The 25,176-nt window shown below is 65.6% G+C and carries 25 protein-coding genes; 18 read left to right on the forward strand and 7 right to left on the reverse strand.

The features are described from left to right. Positions 1-2: 2 nt before the first annotated feature. The 3 genes from katG to epsC all read left to right on the forward strand — a co-directional run bounded on the left by katG (position 3) and on the right by epsC (position 3,951). On the forward strand, positions 3-2,228 hold the full coding sequence (gene katG / locus ACM608_RS06830) for a catalase/peroxidase HPI (RefSeq protein WP_419682497.1): 2,226 nt from the start codon (positions 3-5) through the stop codon (positions 2,226-2,228). Between the two features lie 170 nt (positions 2,229-2,398). Beyond that, the gene (locus tag ACM608_RS06835) at positions 2,399-2,986 is read left to right on the forward strand and encodes an RBBP9/YdeN family alpha/beta hydrolase (protein WP_419682498.1); all 588 of its coding nucleotides are present in this window, start codon (positions 2,399-2,401) and stop codon (positions 2,984-2,986) included. 62 nt (positions 2,987-3,048) lie between these two features. Further along, a complete protein-coding gene (gene epsC / locus ACM608_RS06840; RefSeq protein ID WP_419685118.1) occupies positions 3,049-3,951 on the forward strand; it encodes a serine O-acetyltransferase EpsC in 903 nt (300 codons plus the stop codon). Here epsC and ACM608_RS06845 read toward each other — a convergent pair. Together ACM608_RS06845 and ACM608_RS06850 are read right to left on the reverse strand one after the other, a co-directional pair. Then, positions 3,948-5,141 (reverse strand): dicarboxylate/amino acid:cation symporter, encoded by a 1,194-nt coding sequence (locus tag ACM608_RS06845; protein ID WP_419682499.1) that lies wholly within the window; start codon positions 5,139-5,141, stop codon positions 3,948-3,950. The genes epsC and ACM608_RS06845 overlap by 4 nt on opposite strands. Then, positions 5,138-6,043, reverse strand: coding sequence for a methyltransferase (locus tag ACM608_RS06850; protein WP_419685120.1), 906 nt, complete (start codon positions 6,041-6,043; stop codon positions 5,138-5,140). The genes ACM608_RS06845 and ACM608_RS06850 overlap by 4 nt, the downstream gene beginning before the upstream one ends. Between ACM608_RS06850 and ACM608_RS06855 the strand changes: the two genes are divergently transcribed. Then, entirely contained in the window at positions 5,984-6,109 is a 126-nt protein-coding gene (locus ACM608_RS06855) for a hypothetical protein (protein WP_419682500.1), read from the forward strand. The genes ACM608_RS06850 and ACM608_RS06855 overlap by 60 nt on opposite strands. Before the next feature lie 30 nt (positions 6,110-6,139). On the opposite strand, the gene ACM608_RS06860 is transcribed toward ACM608_RS06855, so the two are convergent. After that, positions 6,140-6,355, reverse strand: a complete 216-nt coding sequence (locus ACM608_RS06860) for a hypothetical protein (protein WP_419682501.1) — start codon at positions 6,353-6,355, stop codon at positions 6,140-6,142. Between the two features lie 152 nt (positions 6,356-6,507). Here ACM608_RS06860 and ACM608_RS06865 point away from each other — a divergent pair, with 152 nt between their 5' ends. Then, entirely contained in the window at positions 6,508-6,906 is a 399-nt protein-coding gene (locus ACM608_RS06865) for a limonene-1,2-epoxide hydrolase family protein (protein WP_419682502.1), read from the forward strand. Between the two features lie 6 nt (positions 6,907-6,912). Here ACM608_RS06865 and ACM608_RS06870 read toward each other — a convergent pair whose 3' ends face one another. Then, on the reverse strand, positions 6,913-7,860 hold the full coding sequence (locus tag ACM608_RS06870; protein WP_419682503.1) for a DUF7064 domain-containing protein: 948 nt from the start codon (positions 7,858-7,860) through the stop codon (positions 6,913-6,915). Between the two features lie 156 nt (positions 7,861-8,016). Here ACM608_RS06870 and ACM608_RS06875 point away from each other — a divergent pair, with 156 nt between their 5' ends. From ACM608_RS06875 to ACM608_RS06915, 9 genes are all read left to right on the forward strand, one after another. Then, a complete protein-coding gene (locus ACM608_RS06875) occupies positions 8,017-10,365 on the forward strand; it encodes a membrane-bound PQQ-dependent dehydrogenase, glucose/quinate/shikimate family (RefSeq protein WP_419682504.1) in 2,349 nt (782 codons plus the stop codon). Between the two features lie 24 nt (positions 10,366-10,389). Then, on the forward strand, positions 10,390-11,157 hold the full coding sequence (locus ACM608_RS06880) for an SDR family NAD(P)-dependent oxidoreductase (protein ID WP_419682505.1): 768 nt from the start codon (positions 10,390-10,392) through the stop codon (positions 11,155-11,157). Between the two features lie 11 nt (positions 11,158-11,168). Then, positions 11,169-11,585, forward strand: a complete 417-nt coding sequence (locus ACM608_RS06885; protein WP_419682506.1) for a nuclear transport factor 2 family protein — start codon at positions 11,169-11,171, stop codon at positions 11,583-11,585. A 94-nt stretch (positions 11,586-11,679) separates the two neighbouring features. Beyond that, positions 11,680-13,458 (forward strand): FAD-dependent monooxygenase, encoded by a 1,779-nt coding sequence (locus tag ACM608_RS06890; RefSeq protein WP_419682507.1) that lies wholly within the window; start codon positions 11,680-11,682, stop codon positions 13,456-13,458. Positions 13,459-13,547: 89 nt separating this feature from the next. Further along, entirely contained in the window at positions 13,548-13,892 is a 345-nt protein-coding gene (locus ACM608_RS06895; protein WP_419682508.1) for a hypothetical protein, read from the forward strand. Between the two features lie 20 nt (positions 13,893-13,912). Then, the gene (locus ACM608_RS06900; protein WP_419682509.1) at positions 13,913-14,344 is read left to right on the forward strand and encodes a nuclear transport factor 2 family protein; all 432 of its coding nucleotides are present in this window, start codon (positions 13,913-13,915) and stop codon (positions 14,342-14,344) included. A gap of 44 nt (positions 14,345-14,388) precedes the next feature. Next, a complete protein-coding gene (locus tag ACM608_RS06905) occupies positions 14,389-16,752 on the forward strand; it encodes a transketolase (RefSeq protein ID WP_419682510.1) in 2,364 nt (787 codons plus the stop codon). Between the two features lie 2 nt (positions 16,753-16,754). Continuing rightward, positions 16,755-18,026, forward strand: coding sequence for a dihydrolipoamide acetyltransferase family protein (locus tag ACM608_RS06910; protein WP_419682511.1), 1,272 nt, complete (start codon positions 16,755-16,757; stop codon positions 18,024-18,026). A 46-nt stretch (positions 18,027-18,072) separates the two neighbouring features. After that, positions 18,073-19,236, forward strand: a complete 1,164-nt coding sequence (locus ACM608_RS06915) for an acyl-CoA dehydrogenase family protein (protein WP_419682512.1) — start codon at positions 18,073-18,075, stop codon at positions 19,234-19,236. A 2-nt stretch (positions 19,237-19,238) separates the two neighbouring features. On the opposite strand, the gene ACM608_RS06920 is transcribed toward ACM608_RS06915, so the two are convergent. The 3 genes from ACM608_RS06920 to ACM608_RS06930 are packed head-to-tail and all read right to left on the reverse strand — an operon-like array spanning position 19,239 to position 22,216. Next, positions 19,239-19,619: a hypothetical protein gene (locus ACM608_RS06920; protein ID WP_419682513.1), complete on the reverse strand. Its 381-nt coding sequence runs from the start codon at positions 19,617-19,619 to the stop codon at positions 19,239-19,241. Between the two features lie 29 nt (positions 19,620-19,648). After that, a complete protein-coding gene (locus ACM608_RS06925; protein WP_419682514.1) occupies positions 19,649-20,584 on the reverse strand; it encodes a DUF7064 domain-containing protein in 936 nt (311 codons plus the stop codon). Positions 20,585-20,593: 9 nt separating this feature from the next. Further along, complete coding sequence (locus ACM608_RS06930; RefSeq protein ID WP_419682515.1) at positions 20,594-22,216, reverse strand: FAD-dependent monooxygenase; 1,623 nt, start codon at positions 22,214-22,216, stop codon at positions 20,594-20,596. A gap of 166 nt (positions 22,217-22,382) precedes the next feature. On the opposite strand from ACM608_RS06930, the gene ACM608_RS06935 reads away from it, so the two are divergent. The 4 genes from ACM608_RS06935 (at position 22,383) to ACM608_RS06950 (ending at position 25,160) form a co-directional block, all read left to right on the forward strand. Next, positions 22,383-23,177, forward strand: coding sequence for a TetR/AcrR family transcriptional regulator (locus tag ACM608_RS06935; protein WP_419685122.1), 795 nt, complete (start codon positions 22,383-22,385; stop codon positions 23,175-23,177). 134 nt (positions 23,178-23,311) lie between these two features. Beyond that, the gene (locus ACM608_RS06940) at positions 23,312-23,908 is read left to right on the forward strand and encodes a VOC family protein (protein WP_419682516.1); all 597 of its coding nucleotides are present in this window, start codon (positions 23,312-23,314) and stop codon (positions 23,906-23,908) included. A gap of 5 nt (positions 23,909-23,913) precedes the next feature. Further along, positions 23,914-24,342, forward strand: a complete 429-nt coding sequence (locus ACM608_RS06945; protein ID WP_419685123.1) for a nuclear transport factor 2 family protein — start codon at positions 23,914-23,916, stop codon at positions 24,340-24,342. Between the two features lie 68 nt (positions 24,343-24,410). Beyond that, positions 24,411-25,160: an SDR family NAD(P)-dependent oxidoreductase gene (locus ACM608_RS06950; protein ID WP_419682517.1), complete on the forward strand. Its 750-nt coding sequence runs from the start codon at positions 24,411-24,413 to the stop codon at positions 25,158-25,160. Positions 25,161-25,176 lie beyond the last annotated feature (16 nt).

The raw sequence follows: 25,176 nt of genomic DNA on the forward strand, positions 1-25,176 counted from the left end.
ACATGGATGCGAAGACCGGAGAGAATGGCGGCGCTTGCCCCTTCGGACATGGCGCGCCCAAAAAGCGGCGGCAGGGCAATCGCGACTGGTGGCCCGAGGGTCTGAGCCTCACCGGTCTCAACCAGCATTCGCCGCGATCGAACCCGCTGGGCGCGGATTTCGATTATGCGGCGGCGTTCAAGACGCTCGATCTCGATGCGGTGATCGCCGACCTGACCGCGCTCATGACCGACTCGCAGGATTGGTGGCCGGCGGATTTCGGCCACTATGGTGGCCTGTTCATCCGCCTCGCCTGGCATAGCGCGGGTACCTATCGCATCACCGACGGGCGCGGTGGCGCGGGCGGCGGGCAGCAGCGTTTCGCGCCGCTGAACAGCTGGCCGGACAATGCCGCGCTCGACAAGGCGCGCCGGCTGCTTTGGCCGATCAAGCAGAAATACGGGAATGCGCTGAGCTGGGCGGACCTGTTCGTGCTGGTCGGCAATGTCGCGCTGGAATCGATGGGGTTCAAGACCTTCGGCTTCGCCGGCGGCCGCGCCGACACCTGGGAGCCGGAGGAGCTTTACTGGGGACCGGAAGGCACCTGGCTGGGTGACGAGCGCTATTCGGGCGAGCGGCAGCTGCACCCCGGCCTCGGCGCGGTGCAGATGGGCCTGATCTACGTCAACCCGGAAGGGCCGAACGGCAACCCCGATCCGCTCGCCTCGGCACGCGACATCCGCGACACCTTCGCCCGAATGGCTATGGACGACGAGGAGACGGTCGCGCTGATCGCGGGCGGCCACACCTTCGGTAAGACGCATGGCGCGGGCGACCCGTCCTTCGTCGGCGTCGAGCCTGAAGGCGCGGTGATCGAGGACCAGGGCCTCGGCTGGCGCAGCAAGTTCCAGTCGGGCGTGGGCGCCGACGCGATCACCTCCGGCCTTGAGGTGATCTGGAGCCAGACGCCGACCCAATGGTCGAACCGCTATTTCGAGAACCTGTTCGGTTTCGAGTGGGAGCTGACCAAGAGCCCGGCGGGCGCGCATCAGTGGGTGGCGAAGGATGGGCCGGAGAACGTGCCCGATCCGTTCGACCCGGAGAAGAAGCGCAAGCCGACGATGCTGACATCCGACCTCGCGCTGCGCGTGGACCCGGAGTACGAGAAGATCAGCCGCCGGTTCCTGGAGAACCCGGACCAGTTCGCCGACGCCTTTGCCCGCGCCTGGTTCAAGCTGACCCATCGCGACATGGGCCCGCGCGGCCGGTATCTCGGCAAGCTGGTGCCGGATGAGGTGCTGATCTGGCAGGATCCGATCCCCGAACTCGACCATCCGGTGATCGACGAGGCGGACATTGCGACGTTGAAGTCGACACTACTCGGCCTCGGCTTCACTGTGCCGCAGCTGGTGTCGGTGGCTTGGGCTTCCGCGTCGACTTTCCGCGGGTCGGACAAGCGTGGCGGGGCCAATGGCGCCCGTATCCGCTTCGCCCCGCAGAAGGACTGGGACGTCAACAACCCCGCGCTGCTGGCCAAGGTGCTGGAGAGGCTGGAGACCGTGCAGGCTGAGTTCAACGCCGGTGCCAGCGGCGGCAAGAAGGTGTCGATGGCCGATTTGATCGTGCTGGCCGGTGCGGCAGCGGTCGAGAAGGCGGCGCGCGATGGCGGTGTGGACATCACCGTCTCCTTCACGCCGGGCCGCATGGATGCGTCCGAGGAATGGACCGACGTGCATTCGTTCGAGGCGCTGCGCCCGGTCGCCGACGGCTTCCGCAACTACTACCACAACAGCAACTTCATGGCGCCGGAGGAGGCGTTGGTCGACAAGGCGCAGCTCCTTCGACTTTCCGCCCCGGAGATGACGGTGCTGGTGGGCGGCCTGCGCGTGCTCGGCGCGAATGCGTTCGAGGCGACGGAGGGTGTGTTCACCGATCGGGTCGGCACGCTCAGCAACGACTTCTTCGTCAACCTGCTCGACATGCGGACGCAGTGGGTGGCGACGGAGGACAAGAACCGCTTCCAGGGCGTCGACCTGAAGAGTGGGGCCGCGCGTTGGACCGCGACGCGGGTGGACCTGATCTTCGGATCGCAGTCGGAGCTGCGGGCGCAGGCGGAGGTCTATGCGCAGTCGGACTCGAAGGAGAAGTTCGTCCGCGACTTCGTGGCGGCCTGGGACAAGGTGATGAACGCCGATCGGCTGGACATGCTGAAGCCGGCGGATGCGTTCAGCCAGAAGCTGTCGGCGTAAGCGGAGAGCGGCGGGCAAGGCTTGCTCGCCGCCTCTCACGCAAGCTCCGATTTGGCGGAGCATAGAAGAACGAGTTTATCTACTTCATAGATAGACATTAAGGTTGACTGGTCCTTTGGAGGATCGGTCGTGTCCATGAAGCTTGCAGATAACTACCGAGGCAGGGCGTCATGGCGGTGACCTGCCTGATCGTGCCCGGCCTGATGGGATCGGGGCCGGACCACTGGCAGAGCCGGTGGGAGGCGGAGCGGGATGACTGCCGCCGCGTTGATCTCGGCTGTTGGGATCGGCCGCGCCGCGACATCTGGGTCGAGGCGCTCGACCGCGCGGTTGCCGCCAGTCGCCGGCCAGTGATCGTCGCGCATAGTCTCGGCTGCCATGCCGTCGCCTGGTGGGCGCGGCTGGCGGGCGCGCGTGCGGGCAAGGTGGCGGGGGCCTTGCTGGTCGCCCCGCCCTCCGTCGACCGGGCGAGCTGCGATCATCGGCTGACGCGGTTCGCGCCGACCGCCGACATCATCCTGCCGTTCGAGGCGCGGCTGATCGCCAGCCGGGACGATCCTTATGCGACCATCGAGGAAGCGGGCGACATGGCGGATCGCTGGGGCGCGGAACTGGTCGACCTCGGTGCGCTGGGGCATATCAACGCGAAGTCGGGTCTGGGCAGCTGGCCAGCGGGGCAGGCGATGCTGGATCAACTTATCCGGCGCTGCGGCGGCTTGAGCACGACCGCAGACATCACGACAGGGATCAGAGCATGAGCGGAAGGAGCACGGCGCTGCGCGTCCTGGACAGTGGGGTCGTCGCGGAGGCGCCCTGGAACATGGAGGTCATCGGCCGGCAGCTTCGCGCTGCCCGACAGGCCTGGCGTGAGGCGCATCACCGCCATCTTGAGGTCGGTTTCGAGGGCTTCCCGTCGCGGCAGCGGGTGGAAGAGGTGGTGAACGGGTTGTGCGCCGCGCTCTTCCCGCGCCGGCTGGGCGAGGCGACCGGGGAGACCGACGAGGACGCCTATGTCGAGGCGACGCTGGGCCGGGCGCTCGACCTGCTCCACGAACAGGTGAAGCTGGAGCTGCGGTACTGGAGCGCCGAGGCGGCGCAGCCCTTCGACGATGAGGATGCCGCTAACATCCTGCGCCACTTCGCGGCGGGCCTGCCGGAGATCCGGTCGCTGATCGACAGCGATGTGGAGGCGGCGTTCCTGGGCGATCCGGCGGCGCGCAGCGTGGACGAGATCCTGATCTGCTACCCTGGCGCGCTGGCGGTGATCCACCACCGGCTGGCGCATCGACTGCATGGACTCGGCGCGCCGCTGATCGCGCGGATCATCTCCGAGATCGCGAATACGCGCACCGGCATCGACATTCATCCGGGGGCGACGATCGGCCCTAATTTCTTCATCGATCACGGCACCGGCGTGGTGATCGGCGAGACGGCAATCATCGGCGCGCGGGTACGGCTGTACCAGGCGGTGACGCTGGGTGCGCGCAAGCTGCCGGGCAACGGCCTGTCGATGCGCGAGCGGTTCGCACGACACCCGATCATCGAGGATGACGTGGTGATCTATGCGGGGGCGACGATCCTCGGCCGAGTGACGATCGGGCGGGGATCGGTGATCGGCGGCAATGTCTGGCTGGTCGAGGACGTGCCTGCGGAAAGCTTCGTGACGCAGGGCGAGGTGCGCCTTCGCGTGACCTCGGCGAGCGGACTGCCGGAAGAACGCTAGGCCGCGCGCCGCCGTCCGTCCGCGACGCAGGCGGCGGCGATGTCGTTGGTGACGTTGCCGACGGTGCGGAAGAGGTCCGGCACCGCCTCGATCGCGAGGAGGAGGGGGAGCATGACGGTGGGCACGCCCACCGCGATGCACACAGGTGCGATGGTCGCGAAGAAGGAGACCTGAGCAGGTAGCCCGACCGCGCCTAGGCTGACCGGCACCGCCACAAGCGCGACGATAGCTAGGCCGGACACGCCAAGCGGAACGCCGTGAAGATGAGCGAGGTAGACGGCCACCCCGACATTCGCCGCCGCACTCGCCGCGCGGAAGATCGACACGGCGAGGGGGAGCACGATACCGGTGGTCGTTTTCCTGACGCCGAGCCGTCCGGCCGCTTCGACCATCAACGGCAGGCTGGCGAGCGAGGACTGCGTGCCGAGGGCGACCGACTGGGCGGAAAGTGTGGCGGCAGCGAAGCGATGGGGCGCGGCACCGCCGAACGCCGCCCATCCGTAAGCGAGAACTGTGGCGGCAAGGCAGCAGACGGCGACGACCACGACATATTGGCCGAGCAGCCCGAAGGCAGAGGAGCCGAGGCTTGCGCCGGCACCGACCGCAAGCGCGGCTATGCCGATAGGCGCTACCAGCAGCACCCAGCCGACGATGACCAGCATAGCCTCGACCAGCGCCTGCAGCGGGCGAAGCAGCGTGTCGGCGAGCGCGGCGTCGATCCGGGCGAGCGCGAAGCCGAGGAACAGGGCGAAAACGACGAGCGGCACCATCGCGGTGTCCGCGGCGGCCTTGATCGGGTTGGCCGGGATGATGCCCTGGTACCATGCGCCCTCCATCGGCGGCACGGGGGCAATACCCTGCGGCGGCACGCCGATGACCGGCCAGAGGCGGAGCAGCGATTCCGCACAGGCCGCCGCCGTGACGGTGGCGAGAATCAGCATCGCGGCGAAGGTGACGAAGGCGCGCAGCGTGGTGCCGCCCGCCGAGGCGGCGCGCGACGCGGTGCAGATGCCGTTGACCAGGAGCCCGAAGACCAGCGGCACCACCGTCATCGTCAGGGCGGAGAGCCAGAGGCTGCCGATCGGTTCGGCAATTTGAAGGAGCGCGGGGACGCGGTCACCCGCCGCGATGCCTGCGATCAGCCCGATAGCCAGACCGGCCAGCAAACGGAGCGGACGTGCCTTGATCACCGCCCGCGTTCGATCACGGCGCTGACGAGGGCGATGCGCTCGACGCCGTGATAGGCGGGTTCGTCCAGCTCTTCGCCGAATACGTCGGGGTCGATCTCGCGATAGTCGAGCGCACAGTGCTGGTCGTCCGCCAGGCTGCTGAGCGCGGCTTGGAGTGCGTCCTGGCCGTCGATGATCGCGCTGCCGGTATAGAGGACGAAGCGGCCGGCTGGGGCGAGGCGGGGCACCGCCTCCTTCGCCATGTCCAGCGACACCTCTGCCCCGTGCATACCGCCCCCGTCGCGATAGGTACGGGCGGCGGCGTTGATGATGTAGGGCGGATTGGCGAAGATGAGGTCGAGATCGCCTTCGATCGGTGAGAGATCGCTGGTGAGGTGGAAGTCGCTGCGGACGCCGGCCGCCGCCGCATTGACGCGGGCGAAGGCGAGCGCCTTGGGATTCACGTCGGTCAGCGCGATTTCGACGTTCGGGCAGAGCATGGCGGCGGCGATCCCGCCGACACCCGCGCCCGTGCCGATGTCGACGAGACGCGCGCCGTCCCGTTCGGGACAGCGGGAGAGTTCGCGCGCGATCAGGTCGGCGAAGCGATAGCTGTCCGGGCCGAAGAAGACCGAGTCCTCAGCCTCGGTCGGGAAAGCGGAATGGACGAACAGGTTCGGCCCGAGCGACGAGACGCGGACGTTAGACCTTATGGCGTCGCCTTCTGCGGCGAGATGACCTGCGGAAAGCAGCGCCTGGAGTAAGCCGCCAGCGAGGATCGTGGGATCGAACGGCAGGCTCCAGCCGAAGGCGTCGCGCAGGTCTCGACTCGGGCCGGGTAGCTTGTGGCGAAGGACGCGTTCATGCGTCGCCGGTGTGGGCGTGATGAAGTGGTAAGCCTGCCGACGCAGATAAGCCAGCAGGCCGACGAGGGTCTCGTCGACCTGCTGGTCCGGGCTTTGGGTCGGGGTGGGATCAAGCAGGGCTAAGGTCGCCTCCTCGCATCGAAACAGAACGGCTCAACCCTGCGGCGAGTCCTTGGAGGGAGGCGCGACATCGTCGCTGCCCTCGGCAGGCGCCTGCGTGGACGGAGCCAATCCCTGCGCGTCCTCGTCAGTCGCGTTCTCGGGATCGCTGTCGAGGATTTCGGAAACCGAGGGCTGAATGACGCCGGACTCGTCTTCCTTGCCGGCTGCCTTCTCGATATCCTGCGGGTCGATCTTGTCAGTGCTCATGCCGCTCTCCTCTGCATCAGGAAGCCGCAGAACGCGCGGGAAGCGATTGGGTCCCTCCCGCAATCTCGCTGTCACGGAAGCCGAGTTGCCGGCATCGGAAGAGTGCCCCATAGTAAACTGGATAACGAGCCCGTCAGGCAAGGAGTGGATCGATGAGCGAAGTAACGACGCGCGGCGCAGCGGAGACGGTGAGCGCATTTCTCGCCGAGTGGCCGAAGGGCGTGGCCGAGCTTGGCCGATCTTTCGAAGGGTATCTTGCCGACGACCTCGACTACGAGAATGTCGGCCTGACGCATACCCGGACCAAGGCCGAAGCGAAGGCGCTGATCGAGAACTTCGCACCGGGACTGGACAACATCGCGCTCGACATGCTCGCAGTCTCCGAGGACGGGGAACGTGTGTTCACCGAAAGGGTCGACCATCTTCGCCGCAAGGACGGATCGGTGATCGCCTCGATCCGCGTTCTCGGCATCTTCATCGTACGCGGTGGGCTGATCGTCGAGTGGCGGGACTATTTCGACACGATCCCCTTCGCCGCGAAGCCCGCCTGAGCGTGCTCACGCCGGACGGTACGAGCCGACGGCGCGGACATGTTCCAGATAGTCGATCGGCCAGCCGAATTCGAGCCAGCCGGAGCCGGGAACGCCGTCGATCGCGATGTCGGCGGCGCCTTCGTTGAGCACGAAGTTGGAGTGGGCGACGAGAGGGTAGACGCCAAAGACCTTGGCGTCGACGCTCGTCTCCCGCCCTGCCTCGTCCTTCACACGGCACTGGAAAGCGGTGTGGTTGAACGCCTCGTCACCCTGCCAGGTCACATCGAGGTCGGTGATCTCGGCCATTAGCCCACTCTTGCAGACATAGCCGCGAATCTGGCGTTGGCCGAGGGCGTAAAACTCCCAGAAATGGACGGACGTGTCATCGGGGGCCTGGCATTGCAGCCACCGGTAATAGTGCAGCGCATCCCAGTCGCGCGTGCCCCAGCTGTGATCGCGATGACCAAAGGTGGCGAAATCGATGCGACGGTCGCCGATCTGCAAAGTGCCGGTGATCTTGCCGCTCTGTTCGATGCGATCGTCGGCCGCATAGGGCGGGCAGCCGTCGGCGTGCTTGGAATAGGCATAGGGCGGGTGGAACGCCTCGAAGCGGAAGTCGACTGTCGCCGCCTCACTCTCCCAACGTACCTCGGCGGTGTTGAAGGCGAGGTCCTGCTTCATCGTGAAGCCTTCGATCCGCCAATCGTCGAAGTTCATGTCGCGCGGCACTTCGCGATCGGGGAGGCGCGCCGCGATCGGCGTCGGCCCGATACCCGGACCCCAGATGCCGAATGCCGCGCCGGCGACGCTGTCCTTGTTGACCCAGGTATAGGTGAACAGCGCGATCTTCTCCTCCGGGATCACTACGCAATAGGGGATCGACTCGCGCTTGAGCGGCAGGTCCTCCAGGACGTGACGCCCGTCGTGAACCGGGTCGATCGTCATGTCGGGGCGGAACAGCTTGACCGTCATAATCTCTCCATTGCGATCCGGGCGCTCTCGCCGGGCCGGGTTGCCTGGAAACTGACCGGAAATTCAGGATAGTCAATCCGTGATACGGCACGAGAGGTTCCCGTTGACCAATAGGTCAGCCCCCGATAGCCTTCGGAAAAATAGCGGGAGAGGGCATTGTCGCGCAATCAGTCGGGCGCCGGAATAGCGCCGAAGGCACTTGCCGTGCCGCTCCTGTTGATCGGCTTCGCGATCGCGGCGGGCGGCGCGATGCTCGTCACGCTGGGCGGATCGCTCTACTATCTGCTGGGCGGCGTTGCCGTGGTCGCGGCGGCCGTCCTCCTGTGGCGGCGGCATGGTGCCTCCGGGTGGCTTTATGCCGGTTTCCTGCTGGCGACTTTAGCCTGGGCGTTGTGGGAGGCGGGACTGGGCGGCTGGGCGCTCGCGCCGCGCCTTCTGGGTCCGGCGGTGTTCGGCCTGCTGTTCGCCTTGCCGGGCGTTCGCCGTGCCATTGGGCCTTCGGGTTGGGCCGCGGCCGGGGCGGCGATCCTCCTCATCGCTGTGCAGGTGGTGGCGGGTTCGATCGGTTCGCCCGACCGCTTCGTGGCACCCGCCAGCCCGGCATTGCTGGCGGGGGATGCGCCGGCGGCCGGCGCGGAATGGGCGGCATGGGGCGGCACCAATGCCGGGCAGCGTTATTCCGGGCTCGACCAGATCACGCCGGCGAATGTCGGCGATCTGGAACTGGCCTGGACCTATCACACCGGCGTCAAGCAGGAGGGCGTGAAAAGCCCGCTTCAGACCACCCCGATCATGGTGGGCGACACGCTCTATGCCTGCACGCAGACGAATATCGTCGTCGCGCTCGACCCCGAGACCGGCCGCGAGAAATGGCGCTTCGACCCGAAGGTCGATGCGACCGGCGCGTCGGCCGTCACCACCTGCCGAGGTGTCGCCTTTGCGCGCCTCGCGGATGCGGTGGATTGTCCGGAGCGGATCATCACGGCGACGTTCAACGCCAAGCTGATCGCGCTCGATGCGCGGAGCGGCGAGCCTTGTCCCAGCTTCGGCAAGGGGGGCTTTGTCGATCTGACCACCGGCCTCGGCGTGGTGGACAAGGGTTTCTACTATGTGAGTTCCGCGCCGACGATCGTGCGGGGACGCATCGTGCTCGGCGGCTGGGTTGCGGACAACCAGAGCACCGACGAGCCGTCGGGCGTGATCCGCGCCTATGATGTCGCGACGGGCACCTTTGCCTGGGCGTGGGACATGGGGCGACCGGACTTCCACGGCGAGCCGGGGGCCGGCGAGCATTATACGCGGTCGACGCCGAACAGCTGGGCACCGATGAGCGCCGATGAGGCGCTCGGCCTCGTCTATGTGCCGACCGGCAATGCGACACCGGATCATTGGGGCGCTAACCGCTCGCCCGCTTCCGAACGGTTCGGCAGCTCGGTCATCGCGCTGGACGCCCAGACCGGGGCGATGCGCTGGTCGTTCCAGACGGCGCATCACGACCTCTGGGACTATGACGTGGCGTCGCAGCCGACGCTGATCGACGTGCCGGCCGGTGGGCGAATAATTCCCGCTTTGGCGCAGCCGACCAAGCGGGGCGAGCTCTTCCTCCTCGACCGTCGCACCGGCAAGCCGGTGGCCGCTGTCGAGGAACGGCCTGCGCCGCAGAGGGGCGCTGCCCCCGGCGAGCGGCTGGCGAAGACGCAGCCCTTTTCCGTCGGCATGCCGTCCTTTCGCGGGCCGCCGCTGACCGAGACAGACATGTGGGGCCTGACCCCGCTCGATCAGCTGTGGTGCCGCATCCGCTTCAAGCAGCTTCGCTACGACGGGCCCGCGACCCCGCCGGGTACGGATGAGTCGCTGATCTATCCGAGCATCGGTGGCGGCATGAACTGGGGCGGGGTCTCGGTCGATCCCCGGCGCGGGCTGATGATCGTTAACAGCATCTATTACGGGACGATCGCGCAGCTCGTGCCGCGCGCCGAGACCGACCGGCTCCATGCCGCAGCGGCCGGCCAGATGCACAATTTCAGCCTGCCCCAGCCGCAGAAGGGAACGCCTTATGGTGTCCTGCTGACCGGCCTTGTCTCGCCGCTGAACGTGCCATGCAACACGCCGCCTTTCGGCAAGATCTCGGCCATTGATCTCAGGACGCGCAAGCTTGTCTGGTCGCGGCCGATCGGCTCGGCGCGCGACAGCGGGCCGATGGGTTTCGCCTCGCGCCTGCCGATCGGCATGGGTATGCCGATGTTCGGCGGATCGATGGTGACGAAGAGCGGGCTGATCTTCATCGGCGCGACCCAGGAACGCGCCTTCCGCGCCTTCGATGTGAGCAACGGCCATGAGCTATGGCGGACGGCCTTGCCGGCCGGCGGGCAGGCCAATCCGATGACCTATGTCTCGCCGAAGAGCGGGCGGCAGTTCGTGCTGATCGCGGCCGGCGGGCACGTGATGCTGCAATCGCCGCTGGGGGACTCGATTGTTGCCTATGCGCTTCCGAAGAAACGATGATCTTTATTTAAGGAGATAGACGAGATGGCCAATCGGCTCGAAGGTAAGGTGGCGGTGATCACGGGTGGTGCCTCGGGCATCGGTGCTGCGACGGCTCGGCTGTTCGTCGCGGAGGGCGCCAAGGTGATCGTCGCCGATCGCCAACCGCCGCTCGACAAGGAACTCGCCGCGCTGATCGCTGACGCGCCGGACGACGTGAAGTTCGTCCAGACCGACGTGACGCAGGAGGATCAGGTGAAGGCGGCGGTGGACGCGGCCGTCAGCGCCTGGGGCAAGGTCACCTCGGCGGTGGCATGTGCAGGCGTGCCGGGGCAGGGCAGCGATATCGACCTGAGCGAGGCGGAATGGGACCGCATCTTCGCGGTCAACGCTAAGGGCGTGTTCTTCCTGACGAAGCACACCGTGCCGGAGATGATCAAGGCGGGTGGCGGATCGGTCACCAATATCTCCTCCGCCTACGGGATCGTCGGGGCACCGGGTTACGCGGCCTATTGTGGGTCGAAAGGTGCCGTCCGCACCTTCACCAAGTCCACCGCGATCGAGCATGCGATGCAGGGCGTCCGGGCCAATTCGATCCACCCGGGCGTGATCGAGACGCCGATGGTCCAAGATATCTTCGACCGTAGCGAGGACCCGGAGGCGACCCGCGCCGCCTATACCGCGCAGCAGCCGAACGGGTTCAATGGCGCGCCCGAGGATATCGGCTGGGGTTGCGTGTACCTCGCCTCCGACGAGGCGCGGTTCGTAAGTGGTGTCGAGCTGCCGATCGATGGCGGCCTGGTCGCACGTTGAGGAGAGAAGAGATGTCCACGGAAGAAAACAAGGCGCTGGTGCTGAAGGCATTGAAGGCGCTTGGCGATCGTGACCTGCCGACATTGTTCGGCCTGATCCATGAGGAAGGGTCGTGGAGCGTGCCCTTCGATCCGGCGCGGTTCCAGTTCGGCGGGTTCAAGGACAAACCCGCGGTGATGGAACTTCTCACCGGCTTCCTAGGCGCGTTCGACAGCTTCGCGTTCACGGTCGAGAATGCGACGGCGGAAGAGGACCGGGTGGTTGTGGAGGCGCGATCGGAGGGCGTTGGCCCGGCAGGTGCGCGCTACCAGAACAACTACATCCTGATCTTCTTCATCAAGGACGGGCAGTTGCACACCGTGCGCGAGTATTTCGATCCGTTCAAGGTGTATGCCTATGTCGAGCAGTTACCGGCTGCCGACGGATGAGGCGGAACACATCTTGACTAAATGGTCAGGTTTGAAGACAAACGTCTGGTAGGACGAAGGCGCGATCAGCCGCGCTTAGAGAGGGTGATGCGTGATGAAGGTGATTGAGACCCCGGTTCTCATCGTCGGCGGGGCGGGATGCGGGCTGACATCAGCGATCATGCTCGCCCATCTGGGCGTGGAATCGTATCTGGTGGAGCGTTATCCAACCACCTCACCGGCCCCAAAGGCGCATTACCTGAACCAGCGGACGATGGAGATCTTCCGCGAGATCGGTCTCGCGGACAAGATCTATGGCCTCAGCACGCCTGCCGAGAACATGTCCCGCGTGGGCTGGTTCACCTCGCTTGGGGGCGATGGAGAGCTCGATCGCAAGACGATCCACCTGATGGACGCGTTCGGCGGCGGGGAGTTGAAGGAAGTCTACGAGCGGGACAGCCCGTGTCGTTCGGCCAATTATCCGCAGCTTCGGCTGGAGCCGCTGCTGCTGGAACACGCCCGCACGCTGCCGCTGGCGAACATCAACTATTACCATGAGGTCCAGTCGTTCACGCAGGATGCCGATGGTGTCACCGCGACGGTGCTGGAGCGCGAAAGCGGCGAAACCTATCAGGTTCGCGCGAAGTACATGATCGCGGCGGACGGCGGCCGCTTCGTGGGACCGGCGCTGGGCATTCCGATGGATGGTCTCGAGCGGCTGTTCGATATGGTGACCTGCCATTTCGGCGCAGACCTTAGTGCCGAGATCGACGATGACGGCCCGATGATCCGCTGGTTCATCAACCCCGAGAAGGGCGGATCCTGGGGCAGCGGTGTGATGGTGGCGCTCGGGCCGACCAAGTACGACCGGCATAGCGAGGAGTGGCTGCTGCACTTCGCCTTCCAGCCGGATGACCCCGCGCAGTTCGACGCGGACTCTGTGCTGCCCCGCCTTAAGGAACTGTTGCGGCTGCCCGATCTGGATGCCCGGATCATCCGCATGAACAACTGGAAGGTACAGGGCGTGCTTGCCCGCAAGTTCCAGGAAGGGCGCATCTTCCTGGCCGGCGATGCGGCGCACCGCCATCCGCCGACCACCGGCCTCGGCCTCAACACCGCCGTGCAGGATGCGCAGAACCTGACATGGAAGCTGGCGGCGGTGCTGCAGGGCAAGGCGGGGCCTTCGCTGCTCGACACCTATGAGGCGGAGCGGCGGCCTGTGGCGCAGCGAAACGTCAACTGGGCCATGCTGACGTTCCAGAATCATCTGGTGATCGATGCCGGGATCGGCCTGATCCCCGGGGCGCCGGTGGAGATCAACCGGGAAGCTTTCCGCGTCCTGTTCTCCGACACGCCTGAAGGTGTGACGCGGCGGCAGCGGCTGGATGAGGTGATCAAGACTCAGCGAACCGAATTCCAGGCGCATGACCTTGAGATCGGGTTCTATTATGGTGGTGACGCGGTGATCGGCGATGGCACCGACGCGCCGCCGCAGAGCCCGATGGGCGACGTCTATCATCCGGTCACGCGGCCCGGACATCGCTTCCCTCATGCCTGGCTGAACGGACCGGAAGGGCGCGTCTCGACGCTAGATCTGGTCGGACGGGGCAAGTTCACCCTGTTCGTGGGGAGCGATCAGGCCGGCTGGCAACAAGCGGCGAACGATGCGGCAAGTGGGGTGGACATCGACGTCGTGCTGGTTGGTTTTGGCGGCTATTCGGCAGCGGACGATCAATGGGCCAAGCTGCGCGGCATTTCCGACGAGGGCGCGATCCTCGTTCGGCCGGACGGGCATGTCGGCTGGCGCGCGCAGGACTCTTCCGGACGTTCGCAGCTTTCGAATGCGCTCGGGGCAATCCTCGGCCGTCAGGAGCGGGTCGCCCAAGCTGCGTGATTGTAATTGACAGAATGGTCAGGATTGGAGCAGGATCGTCTCGGGCGCGATAGACGGTCCGGCTCCGCACCAGCGCCAGGGAGAGTTCGATGGCGGACGATGCGCTTCCCCTAGGTTTCGAAGACCTCGCTCCGTTCCAGGCCTATTGGGGCGTCGGCACGATCCAGGAGCGGCGTGACCGGCGGGAGGCCGCCAGCATGGCCGAGATCACCGCGTTCTACGAGGTTATGCTCGCCCGCGCGCCCGACGCGATGAAGCATCTGGAGGCTTTTCCGATCGACGCACTGCCGCCGGCCGAAACCCGTTTGTACGAACTGGTGCTGATGCTGGCGCATGTGTCGATGGCGACGGAACTGCACGGCAGCCCGCGCGCGCCGAACACGCCCTATCCGCACGGCGTGCGTCTGGTTCAGGCGCCGGCGCTGTTCGGATAATCCTCCAGGAGGGAACAGAAATGTCTGACGACAACACGCAATTGCGCGATGCGAATGTGGCGCTGGCGACCGAACTGATGGAGCGGTTCGGCCGCGACATGGACGGATGGTACGACCATCTGCACGACGACGTTGTCATGGAGTTCCCGTTCGGACCCTCCGTCGGGATGCCCGCGCGTGTCGAGGGGAAGGACGCGGTCGCCGGCGTGTTCAAGGTCGTCTGCGATGTGGTGCAGGTGCAGTTTTCCAACATCAGGATCACGCCCACCGCCGATCCGGCGCGTCTTGTCGTCGAATATACCGGCTACAGCGAGCCGAACGGCAAGGTTTACGACCAAACCTACATCTCGGTTCAGGAATTTCGCGACGGCAAGATGATCCTGTTTCGTGAATACTGGAATGCGATCGTGGTGCGCGATGCCTTCGGTGATCTCAGCGGTCTGGGCAGTTAACCGACGCAGCGCTTTATCTTCTCTCCCTGATCTGGAATTCCGAAATGGTTACGAAGTCCTCGGCAGCGGTTACCGCGAGTGATCAGGTCAGCGCGCAGCTGATCCAGCAGCTCTCCTGGCTGGACGCGCGGCTACGTTGGCTGTCCGCATGGACGATCCACAACGCCAATCACCTGCGCGAAAGCCGTGACGGGCTGAAGGTCGGCGGGCATCAGGCGTCCTGCGCGTCGATGACGACGATCATGTCGGCCTTGTATTTCCACGCGCTGCGCCCGCAAGACAAGGTGGCGGTGAAGCCGCATGCTGGGCCGCTGCTGCACGCGATCCACTACATGCTTGGCAATCAGTCGCTGGACCAGTTGCAGCGTTTCCGCGGCTTTGGCGGAATGCAGAGCTATCCGAGCCGGACCAAGGACAAGATTCCCGTCGATTTCTCGACCGGATCGGTGGGTCTAGGCGTGGCGGTCACCGCCTTCGCAAGTCTCGTCCAGGATTACCTGATCGCGCATGGCCAGATCGCCGAAGCCGACGCGGGCCGCATGATCGCGCTGATGGGCGATGCCGAGCTGGATGAAGGCAACATCTACGAGGCGCTGATCGAGGGCTATAAGCACGACATCCGCAATTGCTGGTGGATCGTCGACTACAACCGCCAGAGCCTGGACCACACCACCGCTGATCGGATGTTCCGTCGCTTCGACGACATCTTTGAAACCTGCGGCTGGCGGGTGATCACGCTGAAGCACGGCAAGCTGCAGAAGGCGGCATTCGCGAAGCCGGGCGGGCGGGCGCTGCAGGAGTGGATCGACAACTGCCCCAATGCCGAGTTCGCGGCGCTGACCTATCAGGGCGGGGCCGCCTGGCGGACCAGGCTGATCGCGGACATCGGCACGCAGCGTGGGGTCGCCAAGCTGCTTGAAGGCTATGACGACGTGCATCTGGCCGAGCTGATGACCAATCTAGGCGGGCATTGCCCGGCTTCTCTGGTCGAGGCGTTCGAGAGTGCTTCGGGCGACGATCGCCCGACCATGTTCATCGCCTACACGGTCAAGGGCTATGGCCTGCCGTTCGCGGGGCATAAGGACAACCATGCCGGGTTGATGAACCCGTCGCAGATCCATGCGCTGCGCGACACGCTGAACATTGCGGAAGGGCAGGAATGGGAGCCTTTCGGCGGGCTCGGCGACAATGCAGCCGCCGAGCTGAAGGCGTTCATCGAGAAATCGGCACTGGCGCAAGGGTCGGGCGACAAGCAGGCGGAAGCGGTGCCGGTGCCAGCCATTCCGACGCCGGAGGGCGCGGAACAATCCACCCAGGCGGCGTTCGGCCGCATCCTGCTCGATCTCGCGAAATCGGGCCATCCGCTCGCCGATCGCATAGTCACCACCTCGCCCGACGTGACGGTCTCCACCAATCTCGGCGCGTTCGTGAACCAGCGCGGGCTGTTCCGGCGGCAGGAGCTGAAGGACGTCTTCGCCAGCGCCAAGATCCCGTCGGCGCAGAAGTGGCAGGGCGGCGGCGCCGGCCAGCATATCGAGTTGGGCATTGCGGAGCATAATCTGTTCCTGATGCTCACCGCGCTCGGCCTCGCCGCGCCGCAATTCGGCACGCGGCTGATGCCGATCGGGACGGTCTACGATCCGTTCATCGCCCGCGGCCTCGATGTGCTCAATTACGGCTGCTACAACGATGCGCGCTTCCTGCTGGTGGCGACGCCGTCAGGGCTGACGCTTGGGCCGGAGGGTGGTGCGCATCAGTCGATCAACACGCCGCTGATCGGCATGGGCCAGCCGGGCCTCACCTATTTTGAGCCGGCCTTTGTCGATGAACTCGCCGCCTGCATGGAATGGGCGTTTGGCCATATGCAGGAGGACGTGGGCGGGTCGGTCTATCTGCGCCTGTCCACGCGCAGCGTCGCCCAGATCGCGCGTGAGGACGATGGCTGGCGGGGCGACGCCCTGGCTGGCGGATATTGGCTGAAGAAGCCGGGTGGCGACGCTCGGGCGGCGATCGTCGCCACCGGCGCGATTATGACCGAAGCGCTGGAAGCGTGGGAGACGCTGAGCGAGGACATTCCCGGCCTCGGCCTCCTCAACGTCACCTCGCCGGATCTGCTGCATCGCGGCTGGTCGGCCCGGCGGGCAGTGCGGTGGAACGGCGGCAAGGCCGAGCCCTGCCATGCCGATACGCTGCTCGGCGCGCTGGCGCCGGATGCCGGCCTCGTCACCGTGATCGACGGCAGTCCGTCCGCTCTGTCCTGGCTCGGGGGTGTTCGCGGGCAGCGGGTCAGCCCGCTTGGCCTCGACCGCTTCGGCCAGACCGGCGACCTGCCCGACCTCTACCGCCAATACCGGCTGGACGCCGACGCGATCGTCGATGCCGCCGCCGAACTCTTCCTGGAAGCCTGATCATGCCGACCGACATCATGATGCCCGCCCTCTCGCCGACGATGGAGAAGGGCACGCTCGCCAAATGGCTGGTCGGCGTGGGCGACCGTGTCAAGGCGGGCGACCTCATCGCCGAGATCGAGACTGACAAGGCGACGATGGAGTTCGAGGCTGTGGACGAGGGCGTCGTTGCCGAACTGGTGATCGCAGAGGGCAGTGAGGACGTGCCGGTCGGCGCTGTGATCGCCCGTGTCGCAGACGAGGGTGAGGCCCCGCCGGAGGCCAAGCCGCAAGCGGAAGCGCCCAAGGCCCAGCCCGAGGCTGCGCCTGCACCCGTGCCCGAACCAGTCAAGGCGGCCGCACCGCCGGCACCAGCGCGCGAGGTTCCTCACGCCCGCCTCGCCGACAAGGTCAAGATCAGCCCGCTGGCTGCCCGGATCGCGGCGGTGCGTGGCATCGAAGTCGCGGGTCTCAAGGGAACCGGTCCTGGCGGCCGGATCGTCAAGGCCGACCTTGGCCTTACCGACACCCGCGCTCCTGTCGCACTAACGGCCACTGCGCCCGCGACCGCACCTGTCGCCGAGATCCTGCCGCCGCCCGAGGGCGTACCGCATCGCGCGACCAAGCTGCCGGGGATGCGCAAGACGATCGCGCGCCGCCTCACCCTTTCCAAGCAGACGGTGCCGCATTTCTACCTGAGCGTGCACTGCAACCTCGACCCGCTCTTGAAATTGCGCGCCACGCTGAACGGCGATCTGGCTGCTTCGGGCGTGAAGCTCTCGGTCAACGACCTGCTCATCAAGGCTCTGGCCGCCGCGCTGACCGAGGTCCCGGCGGCGAACGTGCAGTTCGGTGGCGACACGCTCTTCGAGTTCGACCGCGTCGATGTTTCGATGGCGGTGGCGATCCCCGGCGGGCTGGTGACGCCGGTCCTCCGCGATGTCGGCAGCAAGTCCGTCAGCCGCATCGCGGGCGAATCAAAGGCGATCGCCGGCAAGGCCCGCGACGGCAAGCTGACGCCCGAGGATTACCAGGGCGGCACCGTCTCGATCTCCAATCTTGGCATGTTCGGCATTTCCGAGATGCTGCCGGTGATCAATCCGCCGCAGGCCATGATCCTGGGTGTCGCGGCCGGTGAGCAGCGCCCCTGGGTGGTCGATGGCGCGGTGGTGCCCGCCACGGTGATGACGGCGACCGCAAGCTTCGATCATCGCGCCATCGACGGTGCGATCGGAGCCGAGGTGCTGGCGGCGTTCAGGGCATTGATCGAGTCACCGATCAAGATCATCGCCTGACGTCGAGAGGCCGAGCCGCCGACAAGGCCGCCGGGGAGGGGGACGGATGACGACGACCAAACAGGATTTGATCGCGCGAGCCGAGACCCTCGCGCCCGTATTCGCTGCGCGCGCCGACGAGATCGATGTGGCGCGCAGGGTGCCGGATGACCTGATCGCGACGATGACGGATGCGGAGTTCTTCGCGACGATCGCGCCCAAGGTTTATGGCGGGCTGGAACTCGGGCTGGACAGCTTTGCCGAGGTGGTGCGGCGGATCAGCGCGGCGTCACCATCCGCAGGTTGGGTGGCGGCGTTCCTGATGGGCGCTGCCTGGCGCCTGCTGGTCTTCCCGCGCGAGGGGCAGGAGGAGATCTACGGCGCGCGAAACTACGTGCTCGGGGCAGGTGCCGCCCAGCCGATCATGGGCGTCGTGCGGGAGGAGGGCGGGTATCGCCTGACCGGGCGCACGGCGTGGAACTCCGGCTCGTCGCATGCCGAGTGGTTCACGATGAACGGCGTGCTGGTGGAGCCGGGGCGAGAGCCCGAACTGCTGATCTTCGCCCTTCCGCGCACCGAGGTCGAGATCGTCGACACCTGGCACATCATGGGGATGCGCGGCACGGCGAGTTGCGATGTCGTGGTGAAGGATCTGTTCGTGCCCGACAGGCGCGCCGCCCCGTTCATGCCGGCGCTGGCGGGGCGGTCGGCCGGCCATGCGCTCCATGCCAACCCGATGTACCATATCCCGTTCCTGCCTTTTGCCATGAACGAAGTCATGCCGGTGATCGTCGGTACGCATCGCGGCGCGGCCGACGCGCTGCTCGATCGGACGCGGGCGCGGATGGGCACGATCTCGGGTGCGAAAGCGACGGAGAAGGCGACGGCACAGATCCGGCTGGCGAAGGCGCTGGTCCAGGCGCAGAATGCGGAGACGCTGCTCGACGCCCTGGTTACCCGGAACATGGTGGCGCGCCCCGATGCGGGCGACCCGGTCAATCGGAGCGAGATGAAGCTGCACGCGGCGCTCCTCACCGCATCGTGCCTCGACAGCATCAACGAGATGGCGTGCGGCGTGGGCGGCAACTCGTTCCGCGACGATGCCGCGTTCCAGAGATACTTCCGCGACCTTAACGTCGTCGCGCGGCACGCCTTCCTGGATGTCGAGACGGCGGGCGAGAGCTATGCCCGGCTCGTGCTCGGCCTACCGGTCACCGATCCGCTGATCTGAGGCTAGCGCTTCAAGTTTTCAAAGCGGTCGATCGGTGCGAAATTGACGTCGCCGATGGAGACATAGATCGGCTCGAAGAATTTCGATTGGTCGATATCGTCCGAGAACTTGTACTCGGGGCGATCGGCAAAGGTCGCCTTGACCTTCTCCATGAAGGCGGCCGCGTCATCGGCCTCGAAATAGTACATCGACAGGTACTGGAACTGGTTGTCCATCTCGAAGGGGAACATGTGCGGCACGTCCACCGCCTTGAACCGGCCGAGCGGTACGAGACCGGGGATCGACTTGTAGGTCGGGTAGGCGGTGTTCTCGTACCAGTCGTTATATTCGGCGTCGCGGCCGGGAAGCGGGTTGGTCATCGCGAGCAGGACATGCTTGGCCATCGGGGTACCCTCTCGTCTGTCATTGTCGTTCAGGCGGTCTCGTCCTCACCGTTGCCCGCCCAGGGGAAGCGGAAGCCGCACTCGCCGAGACCGTAGCCTTTTGTGCCGTCTTCCAGCGTGTATTCCATCATGTGCTCGGTGAGGACGTAGGTGTCGAAGGGGAAGGTCCAGACGTAGAGCCGCTTGGCGGTAAAAGCGTGAGTTTCGCCGTCCGCGCCCGTGACCTTCCAGTCCATGCCCTTCAGGGTCATGCCGTCATCTTCGTAGATGTTGCGATCTTCGATCTTCGTGACCGGAGTCCAGCGCCCATCCCGCCCGATCATGCGGATATATGCGTGCTGCCCATCGACCGAGGTGCCGTGCGTGGAGACGATCGAAAGACCGTTGTCGAAGATCGGCCATGCCAGCCGATAGTGACGGATGAAGTCCCAGTTGCGCGGGCCAACGGCGATGTCGCGGAAGCCTTTGCCGTCGATGTTCAGAACGGTGCCGTCGCGCAGGCGAATCGTGCCGGTGACCGCGCAGGTGCCCTCCATGTGAACATGCGCGATTTCCTTCGCAAAACCGTCATCCTCGCCGTTCTGGGTCAGGTCGATCGCGTCCTGCATCGGCAGGATCTCGTTCCATTCCAAATCGACGGCGAAGTCCTGATGCTCGAACTCCACCTTTGCCCGCTGCAGCCGCTCCAGCGAGGTGATGCGGATGCCCGCCACCTCCAGCCCGTCCGCGATCCGCTTTTCAGTGTAGGGCAGGTTCATGTTGATCCGCGTGAACAGCGGCTTGCCGTCGCGGAAGAAGGCGAACCAGCAGTTCGTCTCACGCTGATTTTCGAGAATACCCACTCGAATGAAGCAGCCGGTCTTCTCAGCGGGATCGTAGAAGTTGAAGTAGACGCTCTGGTTCCAGCGCGGGTGATCGCTTGCCGGGCAGTAGCCTTCGGGGTCGAGATTGGTGCTTCTGCTCATTGCAAATCCTCAGCGCCCGGTGACGTGCTTCAGTAGTCCGTCGATATCGTCCGGCAGGGCATCGCCGCGCCAGGCGACATGCTGATCGGGCCGAACGAGGATCAGGTTGCGTTCGTAGAGATCGCGGAGGTCGGGCCGCCCGAGCCGCAGCACGTCGAGTGGAACGCCGAGCGCCTGCGCCGCGCTCTCGATCGCGGCCGTATCGGCATCATCGATCACGACGAGCGTGAACCAGAGGCCGAGCTTGTCGTGGATCGATACGCCATCCTCAAGGAAGATGTGCGGCAGGCGCGCGCCCGGCCAGGTGGTCGGATGGTAGGTGAGGGGATCGATCTCGGGCGGGTTCGCCTCCGCGCAGATGACGGGCGACTTATCGTAACGATAGCCGAACTCGACGCCCCAGCTCTCGTTCTCCGCATTGCCGAGCGCCTCGATCTTGCGCCCGGCCTCGGCCCGGCGCGCATCGGCCTCCGGCCCTTCGCCGAGGAGATCGCCGGCCTGCGCATAGACCTCACCGATTTGCAGGCGGACGCCCATATGGCGGCGCGATGCTTCGAGGTGCCACCATGCGGTCGGCAGACGCTCCGCCTCATAGCCGTCGAGCAGCTTGTTGCCGCCCCAGCCGAGTACGTTTGCCGCCAGCACCCAAGAGAGGGCCGCCGCATCGGCGATGCCCGAGTTCATGCCGTAGCCGCCGGTCGGGATGTACTGGTGCGCGCTGTCGCCGGCGAGAAGCGCGCGGCCCGCGCGGTAACGCTGCGCAACCACGAAGTTCGCGGTCCAGGGGTTCGCCTGAAGAATCTCGTAGTCGAACTTCTGCCCGACCCAGCCTTCAAGCACGTCTTCCGGCCGCATGTCCTCGACACCGAGACCGGGGATCAGCCAGGCCTGCAGCGTGTAGATGTCATGATCGTTCTGGGCGATGATGGTGCCGCGGTCGCTCTGCAGATGATAGACCGGGCCCCAGCGCTGCAGCACGTCCCGCGCGTGGGTGCGGAAATGGACCATATGCGCGCCCGCCACCGCCATGTCGCCGTCCAGCTCGATCCCGAGCGCGCGGCGGACGCGGCTGCCGCCACCGTCGCAACCGGCGAGATATTGGCAGCGAACGGTTTCCGTCTCGCCGGTCGCGGAATCGCTGATCTCGAGGGTCACGCCATCGGTGTCCTGTGAGACGATCCGCTCGAACTTGGTGCCGAACCGGACGTCGATCAGCGGGTTGTCGTCGATCGCCTTCTTGAGCACCGGCTCGATCTGGACCTGGCTGACGCGCAGCGGGGCCTCGCTCGCGTGATGTCCGTCGTTCTCGCGACGGATGATCTCGGTCTTCTCGCTCGCGGACGGATAGACGAAGCGGTGCAGTTCGTGCCCGGCCAGCGTCGTGATCCACAGGATGTCGAAGCGGTTCTCACGCGGGACGCCGGCGTCCCGCAGCTGCTCCGTCAGGCCGAGCCGCTTGAACAGCTCCATACTGCGCGCATTGGTCAGGTCCATCTTCGGATGGCGCGTCGTGGTTGGGTTGCGCTCCGCAAGGATCGACCGGACGCCGTAACGGGCCAGGTTGAGCGCCAGCGTCATGCCGACAGGTCCGCCACCCGCGATAAACACGGGCGTTTCGAGTATGTTGCCCATTCCGCTATCCATCTCTCTCGACTTCTTGGTCGATTCCCCGTGTCCCTGGCCGGGCCGGGGATCCCCCTGAACGATTATGAACCAGATGGTCAGTTGTCTGCGCGATCATCCGCGGCTCGTCAAGCGCTTTACGGCTTTCCCGCATGGGTGATTCGTGTTGCGCGCCGTGGCGTTACGGGAAATAGATCTACGAACTTATCTTGCGGCAAGGAATGGCGTGTTGGTCACAAAGCAAGGCACTGACGCGAAAACCAAAGGAGCCAAAGCTCCGGCGCGCGGCGGCCGTTCGGCGGTGCGTCTGGTCGATGATGTCGACACGGGGGGCCCGGCCGCTTCGGAGATCGTGACCACGCGGCAAGGCAAGGTCCGGCGTGGCGACGAGGTCCGCGAGCGCATCCTGAAGGCGGCCCTGGAATGCTTCGGCGCCTTCGGTTTCGAGGGAACCTCCACACGCGCCGTGGCTGAGCGCGCGGAGGTGACGCATACGCTCGTCCTCTACCACTTTCAGTCGAAAGATCAGTTGTGGATCGCCACGATGGATGCGGCGCTCACGCAATATGCGGAGGCGATCAAGCACAATCTTGAGGCGAGCGCCGGGCGTACCGCGCGCGATACGCTTGCGACCTTCATCGACCAGTTCGTGCGTATGTCCGCCCGTCAGCCGCAGATCCATCGCATCCTGACCGCGGAGGGAAACCAGCAGACGCACCGGTTGGAGTGGATCGTCGAGAATTTCATTCGCTGGCACTTCACGCTTGTCCGTGACCTGATCCGTCGTGGTCAGGCCGAGGGGACGGTCCGCGAATGCGATCCGGCGCGGCTCTACTATCTGATCATCGGTGCGGGCGGCACGCTGTTCACGCTGTCGACCGAATACAAGGCGATGACGAACCGCGACGTATTCTCGGAGGTCGAAATTCTGCGGAATATCGCCTTCATCTACGAAATCGTGTTCACCTGAAAGGGCGCAGGCTTCACGTCTCTCTTGACCAAATGGTTTAGGCGACGCATCCTCATATCGACGCCGGGCAGGGCGCCCGGATGACACTCGACGTGCTCCGGCGCGGCCGAGCCTTAGAATAAGTCGGAGGGTGCATGTCGGTCGAAACTGCCGAGCGGAGCGACGCTCAAGCCAAGGTGATCTCACCGGAGAGGCTGGCCCATTTCGTGGTCCGCACCTCCAAGTTCGAGGAGCTGGTCAACTGGTATCAGACGGTGCTGGGAGCGGTGCCGGCGTTCAAGAACGACATCCTGGCGTTCCTGTCCTATGACGAGGAGCACCACCGCGTTGCTATCCTGAACGTCCCCGATCTCAAGCCGCAGCCGGACGGCGTCGCGGGCGTCCACCATAACGCCTTCACCTACGCATCGCTCGCGGACCTGATGGCGACCTATGAGCGGCTGCGCGACCTGGGCATCAAGCCGGTGTTCCCGATCAATCACGGGCCGACCACGTCGATGTATTATGCCGATCCCGACGGCAATCAGATCGAGCTGCAGGTCGACAACTATCCCACGGTCGAAGAAGCGACCGAGTTCTTCTATTCTGAGGCCTTCGCCGAGAACCCGATCGGCGTCGAGTTCGATCCGGAGGATCTTCTCCGCCGCCTGAAGGCAGGTGAGCCGGAAGCCGACCTCAAGCGCCGGCCGGATATCGGCAAGCGCGGCCTCGCCGACATCAAGCTGCGGTGAGCGACATGGTAAACACACTCTCCCTCGAGGACCGGATCGCCGCGACGGACGTGGTCGACCGCTTCTTCTGGCTGGTGGATAATGGTCGCGCGGCCGAGACTGCGGCCTTGTTCGCCAGCGACGGCAGCCTGACGTTCGGGCCGGGATCGCCGAAGCCTGGCACTGTCTCCGGCGCCGATCTTGTGCCGGCAATGGCGGCGCGGCAGGCCCAGACCCACGTCACCACCCGGCACGTCGTCACGCATCCGCATGTCGAGGCGGGCGAGGACGGGTCGATCACGATCCATTCGCTCCTGACGCTGTACCGGTCCGAGGACGAGGGGCGCGACACTTATCCCACCTCCGTGGCGGACATTCTGGACGTGCTCGTCCAAGAGGCCGGGGCGTGGCGGATCAAGACGCGAACGATCTCCCCGATCTTCAACCGGGCCTGATCGGCTGACATCGTAAGACATCAAGCACCGGCGCCGATCAGTGAGCGCCGGAACGAGGAGAGTTGCGCGTGGCAGGTAGGCTCCAAGGCAAGATCGCGATCATCACCGGCGGCGGCAGCGGTATCGGCGCGGCCCATGCGCGAGTCTTCGCCCGTGAAGGCGCGCGCGTCGCGGTTACCGACATCCGTCCGGCGGCAGGCGAGGCCATCGTCGCCGAGATCGTCTCGGCAGGCGGCGAGGCCATGTTCGTGGAACATGACGTCGCTTCGGAGGCGAGCTGGGCGGCGGCGGTGAACGCGGTGGTCGGGCGGTTCGGCGGGGTGACCACCCTCGTCAACAATGCCGGCCTTAACCACATGCGCGGGGTCGAGGACGAGACGGTGGAGGGGTGGAACCACATCGTCTCGATCGACCAGATGGGCACCTGGCTGGGGATGCGGACGGTGATGCCCCATCTGCGCGCGAGTGGAAACGGCGCGATCGTCAACATCTCCTCGATCCTCGGGATCATGGCGACCGTGACCTGCCTGTCCTTTCACGCCGCGAAGGGGGCCGTCAGGATGATGAGCAAGGCCGCGGCGCAGGAATATGCCGCCCTCGGCGTGCGGGTGAATTCAATCTACCCGGGCATGATCGACACGCCGCAGCTGGATACGATGCTGCCGGATGAGCGCGAGATGATCCGCACCTCCATCCCGATGAAGCGCATCGGGATACCTGAGGAGGTCGCGAACTGCTCACTGTTCCTCTGCTCGGACGAGGCGAGCTACGTCACCGGCGCGGAGATCATCGTCGATGGCGGATTGCGGCCGGGCTGATCCCAGCCACGCTAGA

It is taken from the genome of Sphingomonas sp. ID0503, assembly GCF_048565625.1.
Classification (GTDB): Bacteria; Pseudomonadota; Alphaproteobacteria; order Sphingomonadales; family Sphingomonadaceae; genus JBLZUR01.

Bases quoted from the DNA above. Each gene is read 5' to 3' on its own strand.
- katG (WP_419682497.1), top strand. From the start codon at position 3: ATGGATGCGAAGACCGGAGAGAATGGCGGCGCTTGCCCCTTCGGACAT.
- ACM608_RS06835 (WP_419682498.1), top strand. From the start codon at position 2,399: ATGGCGGTGACCTGCCTGATCGTGCCCGGCCTGATGGGATCGGGGCCG.
- epsC (WP_419685118.1), top strand. From the start codon at position 3,049: ATGGAGGTCATCGGCCGGCAGCTTCGCGCTGCCCGACAGGCCTGGCGT.
- ACM608_RS06855 (WP_419682500.1), top strand. From the start codon at position 5,984: ATGCGTCGCCGGTGTGGGCGTGATGAAGTGGTAAGCCTGCCGACGCAG.
- ACM608_RS06860 (WP_419682501.1), bottom strand. From the start codon at position 6,355: ATGAGCACTGACAAGATCGACCCGCAGGATATCGAGAAGGCAGCCGGC.
- ACM608_RS06865 (WP_419682502.1), top strand. From the start codon at position 6,508: ATGAGCGAAGTAACGACGCGCGGCGCAGCGGAGACGGTGAGCGCATTT.
- ACM608_RS06870 (WP_419682503.1), bottom strand. From the start codon at position 7,860: ATGACGGTCAAGCTGTTCCGCCCCGACATGACGATCGACCCGGTTCAC.
- ACM608_RS06880 (WP_419682505.1), top strand. From the start codon at position 10,390: ATGGCCAATCGGCTCGAAGGTAAGGTGGCGGTGATCACGGGTGGTGCC.
- ACM608_RS06885 (WP_419682506.1), top strand. From the start codon at position 11,169: ATGTCCACGGAAGAAAACAAGGCGCTGGTGCTGAAGGCATTGAAGGCG.
- ACM608_RS06890 (WP_419682507.1), top strand. From the start codon at position 11,680: ATGAAGGTGATTGAGACCCCGGTTCTCATCGTCGGCGGGGCGGGATGC.
- ACM608_RS06895 (WP_419682508.1), top strand. From the start codon at position 13,548: ATGGCGGACGATGCGCTTCCCCTAGGTTTCGAAGACCTCGCTCCGTTC.
- ACM608_RS06900 (WP_419682509.1), top strand. From the start codon at position 13,913: ATGTCTGACGACAACACGCAATTGCGCGATGCGAATGTGGCGCTGGCG.
- ACM608_RS06905 (WP_419682510.1), top strand. From the start codon at position 14,389: ATGGTTACGAAGTCCTCGGCAGCGGTTACCGCGAGTGATCAGGTCAGC.
- ACM608_RS06910 (WP_419682511.1), top strand. From the start codon at position 16,755: ATGCCGACCGACATCATGATGCCCGCCCTCTCGCCGACGATGGAGAAG.
- ACM608_RS06915 (WP_419682512.1), top strand. From the start codon at position 18,073: ATGACGACGACCAAACAGGATTTGATCGCGCGAGCCGAGACCCTCGCG.
- ACM608_RS06920 (WP_419682513.1), bottom strand. From the start codon at position 19,619: ATGGCCAAGCATGTCCTGCTCGCGATGACCAACCCGCTTCCCGGCCGC.
- ACM608_RS06925 (WP_419682514.1), bottom strand. From the start codon at position 20,584: ATGAGCAGAAGCACCAATCTCGACCCCGAAGGCTACTGCCCGGCAAGC.
- ACM608_RS06930 (WP_419682515.1), bottom strand. From the start codon at position 22,216: ATGGGCAACATACTCGAAACGCCCGTGTTTATCGCGGGTGGCGGACCT.
- ACM608_RS06940 (WP_419682516.1), top strand. From the start codon at position 23,312: ATGTCGGTCGAAACTGCCGAGCGGAGCGACGCTCAAGCCAAGGTGATC.
- ACM608_RS06945 (WP_419685123.1), top strand. From the start codon at position 23,914: ATGGTAAACACACTCTCCCTCGAGGACCGGATCGCCGCGACGGACGTG.